This window comes from Sphingomonas sp. NPDC019816 (genome assembly GCF_050274375.1).
Classification (GTDB): domain Bacteria; phylum Pseudomonadota; class Alphaproteobacteria; order Sphingomonadales; family Sphingomonadaceae; genus Sphingomonas.
In genome coordinates this window covers 1-3879 of record NZ_JBNNOB010000214.1, presented here as the reverse complement: position 1 = coordinate 3879, position 3879 = coordinate 1, and the positions used below count along the sequence as shown (strand labels likewise).

Genomic DNA, 3879 nt, shown 5'->3' with positions numbered 1-3879 from the left:
GAACGGCGTTCTGGGTTCAATTCCGACCGCCGTTCAAGCTGAGCGAAGTCGAAGCGCACGAGACTTACCGCTCCAATGACGCCAGCTGCGCCTGATTCGCCTGGCTCGCCTCGGTCTGGAGCAGCATCGGGTCGAGGTGATCGCCGACCATCTGGTCGGTGACGACGACGTTCGTGCCGACCGAGGTGATCGAGAACAGCTTCTTGGCGAAAGCCGCCGGCAGGCGGATGCAGCCGTGCGAATCGGGAAAACCCGGATTTTTGCCGGCGTGAAGCGCCACGCCGTCCCAGGTCAGCCGCTGCATGAAGGGCATCGGCGCGCTGTCGTACAGATTGCTGTGATGCACTTCACGCTTTTGCAGGATCGGGAAGATGCCGACCGGCGTATCCTTGCCGTCCTTGCCCGTCGACACCGACGCCGCCGCCACCATCGTCTCGCCGCGATAGACATAGGCCTTCTGCATCGGCAGGCTGACCACCACCGTCACCGGCAAGGTGACCGGGTCGACCGCCATCGCCTGCGGATCGGCCCAGACGAACCGATTGGGTGCGAGCGCGGCGGCCGCCTGAGCGATGGTGGTGGTGGCGGCCCCGTCATCGGCGGCCATGGCCGGCGCGGCGAAACCCATCGTCGTGGCGCCCAACAAGGCGGCAAAAGCGAAAGCCTTCATATCCCTTTTCCTTGGCGAGTTCATAAATTCTTAAACCCGTCAAGCCACAATTTGTGCCGAGCGAAATTTTTTGCCCTCAGGCGGAACTTTCGCCGAGTCGATGGGACGAAGCGATCAACCGATGCCCGGCGGGCAGAAAATCCGCCTCCGTTCTGCTATCTAGGAGGTCGCGGGACTTCTGGGGTTAGAAGGATCATAATGTTCGAAAATCTGGACGCGGCGCCGGGTCGGCGCGCGCTGTTGAAGAACGCGCTGGTTCTGGCCGGCGCACTGGCGGTACCGGGGGCGGCCAATGCGCGCCAGCGTCTGACGGCGCGGGATCTGCAGCCGATGCGCCAGCCGCCGCTGCCCAATCATCCGACCCGGCCGAACCCGGTCGAGGTCGCGTCGCGCCCCGTCATGGCCTCGCCGCGCGTCGTCCGCCCGGCCCTGTTCCGCGAGGCGATGGCCGCGCTGCAAAAGCATGGCGGCCGGGTGCGTCAGCGCGACCGGATGGCGATCGTCGATTTCGCGGTCGGTTCGTCCGAACCCCGCCTGCACCTGATCGACCTGGTCAACGGCAAGAGTCAGTCGCTGCTCGTCTCGCACGGCAGCGGGTCGGATCCGTCGCACAGCGGCTATCTCCAGCGCTTTTCCAACGCGTTCAACTCGAACGCCAGCAGCGAGGGCGCCTTCGTGACCGACAATTATTATGTCGGCAAGCATGGCCGGTCGCAGCGTCTGATCGGGCTGGACCCGACCAACGACAATGCGCTGGGCCGTGCGATCGTGATCCACTCGGCCTGGTACGCCAACCGCGACATGATCAAGACGCACGGCATGTTGGGCCGTAGCCAGGGCTGCTTCGCGGTCGGCGAGAACGACCTGGACCGCGTGTTCGCCAATCTCGGCCCCGGCCGGATGATCTACGCCGCGAAGGTGTAAGTCCTCACATTCCTCCCCTGCAAGGGGAGGGGGACCGCCGCGCAGCGGTGGTGGAGGGGTGTCACCGCTGATGGTGACACCCCTCCGTCAGTCCTGCGGACTGCCACCTCCCCTTGCAGGGGAGGAATTCGCCCCTTCCCTCAACGCGACATTGCGATCCCCGGTGGCGGGGGTTAAGCCCCCGATCCTCATGGCCCAACCGCTGATCATCGCCGTCCCCAAGGGACGCATCCTGGCCGAGGCGCTGCCGCTGCTCGCCGCCGCCGGCATCCGGCCCGAACCGGCCTTCACTGACAAGGACAGCCGCGCGCTGCGCTTCGCCACCGATGTCCCCGGCATCGAACTGATCCGCGTCCGCGCCTTCGACGTCGCCACCTTCGTCGCCCATGGCGCGGCGCAACTGGGGATCGTCGGATCGGATGTGCTGTCCGAATTCGGCTATTCCGAACTCTATGCGCCGGTCGACCTGAAGATCGGCCATTGCCGCATCTCGGTCGCTGAGCCCGCCGCGATGGCGGAGAGCGACGATCCGCGCGGGTGGAGCCATGTCCGCGTCGCGACCAAATATCCGCATATCACCAGCCGCCATTTTGCCGCGCGCGGCGTGCAGGCCGAGTGCGTCAAGCTGAACGGCGCGATGGAGCTGGCCCCCACGCTGGGCCTGGCGCCGCGCATCGTCGACCTGGTGTCGTCGGGCCGTACGCTCAAGGAAAATGGGTTGGTCGAGGTCGAGGTGATCGAGGAGGTCACCTCGCGCCTGGTCGTCAACCGCGCCGCGATGAAGACGCGCGGACAGGTGGTGCCGCTGGTCGAGGCGTTCCGCCGCGCCGTGGCGGAGAGGGAAGCGGCATGATCCGGCTGGATACGCAAGACGCTGGCTTCGCCGCCGCCTTCGACGAACTGGTCGATGCCCGGCGTGAGAGCGATGCCGATGTCGCGCGCGACGTGCAGGTGATTCTGCGTGCGGTGCGCGACGATGGCGAGGCGGCGGTGGCGGCCTTCACCAAGCAGTTTGACGGGCATGACCTCACCGAGACCGGCTGGCGGATCGAACCGGCCGATTGCCGTGCGGCCTATGAGGCGCTGGAGCCCGAACTGCGCGCCGCGCTCGATCTCGCCGCTGCGCGCATTCGCGCCTATCATGAGAAGCAGAAACCGACCGACACCGACTATGTCGATGCGCAGGGCGTCCGGCTGGGTGCACGCTGGACGGCGGTGGATGCGGCCGGGATCTACGTCCCCGGCGGGCGCGCGGCCTATCCCTCCTCGCTGCTGATGAACGCGATTCCCGCCAAGGTGGCAGGCGTCGAGCGGCTGGTGATGGTCACGCCGACGCCCAAGGGTGAGATCAACCATCTGGTCCTCGCCGCCGCGCATCTGGCGGGCGTGGACGAGGTGTGGCGCGTCGGCGGCGCGCAGGCGGTGGGCGCGCTGGCATACGGGGCGGGCCGCATCCAGCGGGTTGATGTCGTCACCGGCCCGGGCAATGCCTGGGTCGCGGAGGCCAAGCGGCAGGTTTACGGGATGGTCGGCATCGACATGGTCGCTGGCCCCTCCGAGATCGTCGTCGTCGCGGACGGCAGGAACGACCCCGACTGGATCGCCGCCGACCTGCTGAGCCAGGCCGAGCATGACACCGTCACCCAGTCGATCCTGTTCACCGACGATGCCGACTTCGCCGAGCGCGTGGGCGAAGCGGTCGACCGGCAGATCCCCGAACTCGCCACCGCCAGCGTCGCGCGCACCGCCTGGGACGCGAACGGCGCGATCATCGTGGTCGATTCGCTGGAAGCCGCCATGCCGCTGGTTGACCGACTCGCGCCCGAGCATCTCGAACTCGCGGTCGATGACCCGCAAGCGCTGTTCGACCGGCTGCGCCATGCCGGATCGGTATTCCTGGGCCGCCATACGCCCGAGGCGATCGGCGATTATGTCGCGGGGCCGAACCATGTCCTGCCGACCGGCCGCCGCGCGCGCTTCGCCAGCGGGCTGTCGGTGCTCGACTTCATGAAGCGTACCAGCTTCCTGGGGTTGACCGAGACGGCGCTGAACGAACTCGGCCCCGCCACGGTGGCGCTGGCGCATGCCGAGGGGCTGCCCGCACATGCAAAGTCGGTGGCGCTGCGGCTGCGGTTGAATCGGTAAGCCTCCTCGCCATCGGATGCCTCCCTCCCCAGCGAGCTTGGGGGGATTGGGGGTTCAGTCCTTGGCCTTCGACTTCGCTCAGGCTGAACGGAGGTTGGTATGCCGGGCCTCAATCCCCTCGCTCCGTTCAGCCTGAGCGA

Annotated in this window: 4 protein-coding genes; 3 read left to right on the top strand and 1 reads right to left on the bottom strand. The window is 67.2% G+C overall.

Annotated elements, in window-relative coordinates; translation table 11 throughout:
* Window positions 1-64 precede the first annotated feature (64 nt).
* Window positions 65-670, bottom strand: a complete 606-nt coding sequence (locus ACQKJZ_RS18550; RefSeq protein ID WP_312490293.1) for a L,D-transpeptidase family protein — start codon at window positions 668-670, stop codon at window positions 65-67.
* A 198-nt stretch (window positions 671-868) separates the two neighbouring features.
* Between ACQKJZ_RS18550 and ACQKJZ_RS18545 the strand changes: the two genes are divergently transcribed.
* The 3 genes from ACQKJZ_RS18545 (at window position 869) to hisD (ending at window position 3739) form a co-directional block, all read left to right on the top strand.
* A complete protein-coding gene (locus tag ACQKJZ_RS18545; protein WP_312490292.1) occupies window positions 869-1594 on the top strand; it encodes a murein L,D-transpeptidase catalytic domain family protein in 726 nt (241 codons plus the stop codon).
* A 190-nt stretch (window positions 1595-1784) separates the two neighbouring features.
* Window positions 1785-2447: an ATP phosphoribosyltransferase gene (gene hisG / locus ACQKJZ_RS18540; protein WP_183949991.1), complete on the top strand. Its 663-nt coding sequence runs from the start codon at window positions 1785-1787 to the stop codon at window positions 2445-2447.
* On the top strand, window positions 2444-3739 hold the full coding sequence (gene hisD / locus ACQKJZ_RS18535) for a histidinol dehydrogenase (RefSeq protein ID WP_312490291.1): 1296 nt from the start codon (window positions 2444-2446) through the stop codon (window positions 3737-3739). The genes hisG and hisD overlap by 4 nt, the downstream gene beginning before the upstream one ends.
* Window positions 3740-3879 lie beyond the last annotated feature (140 nt).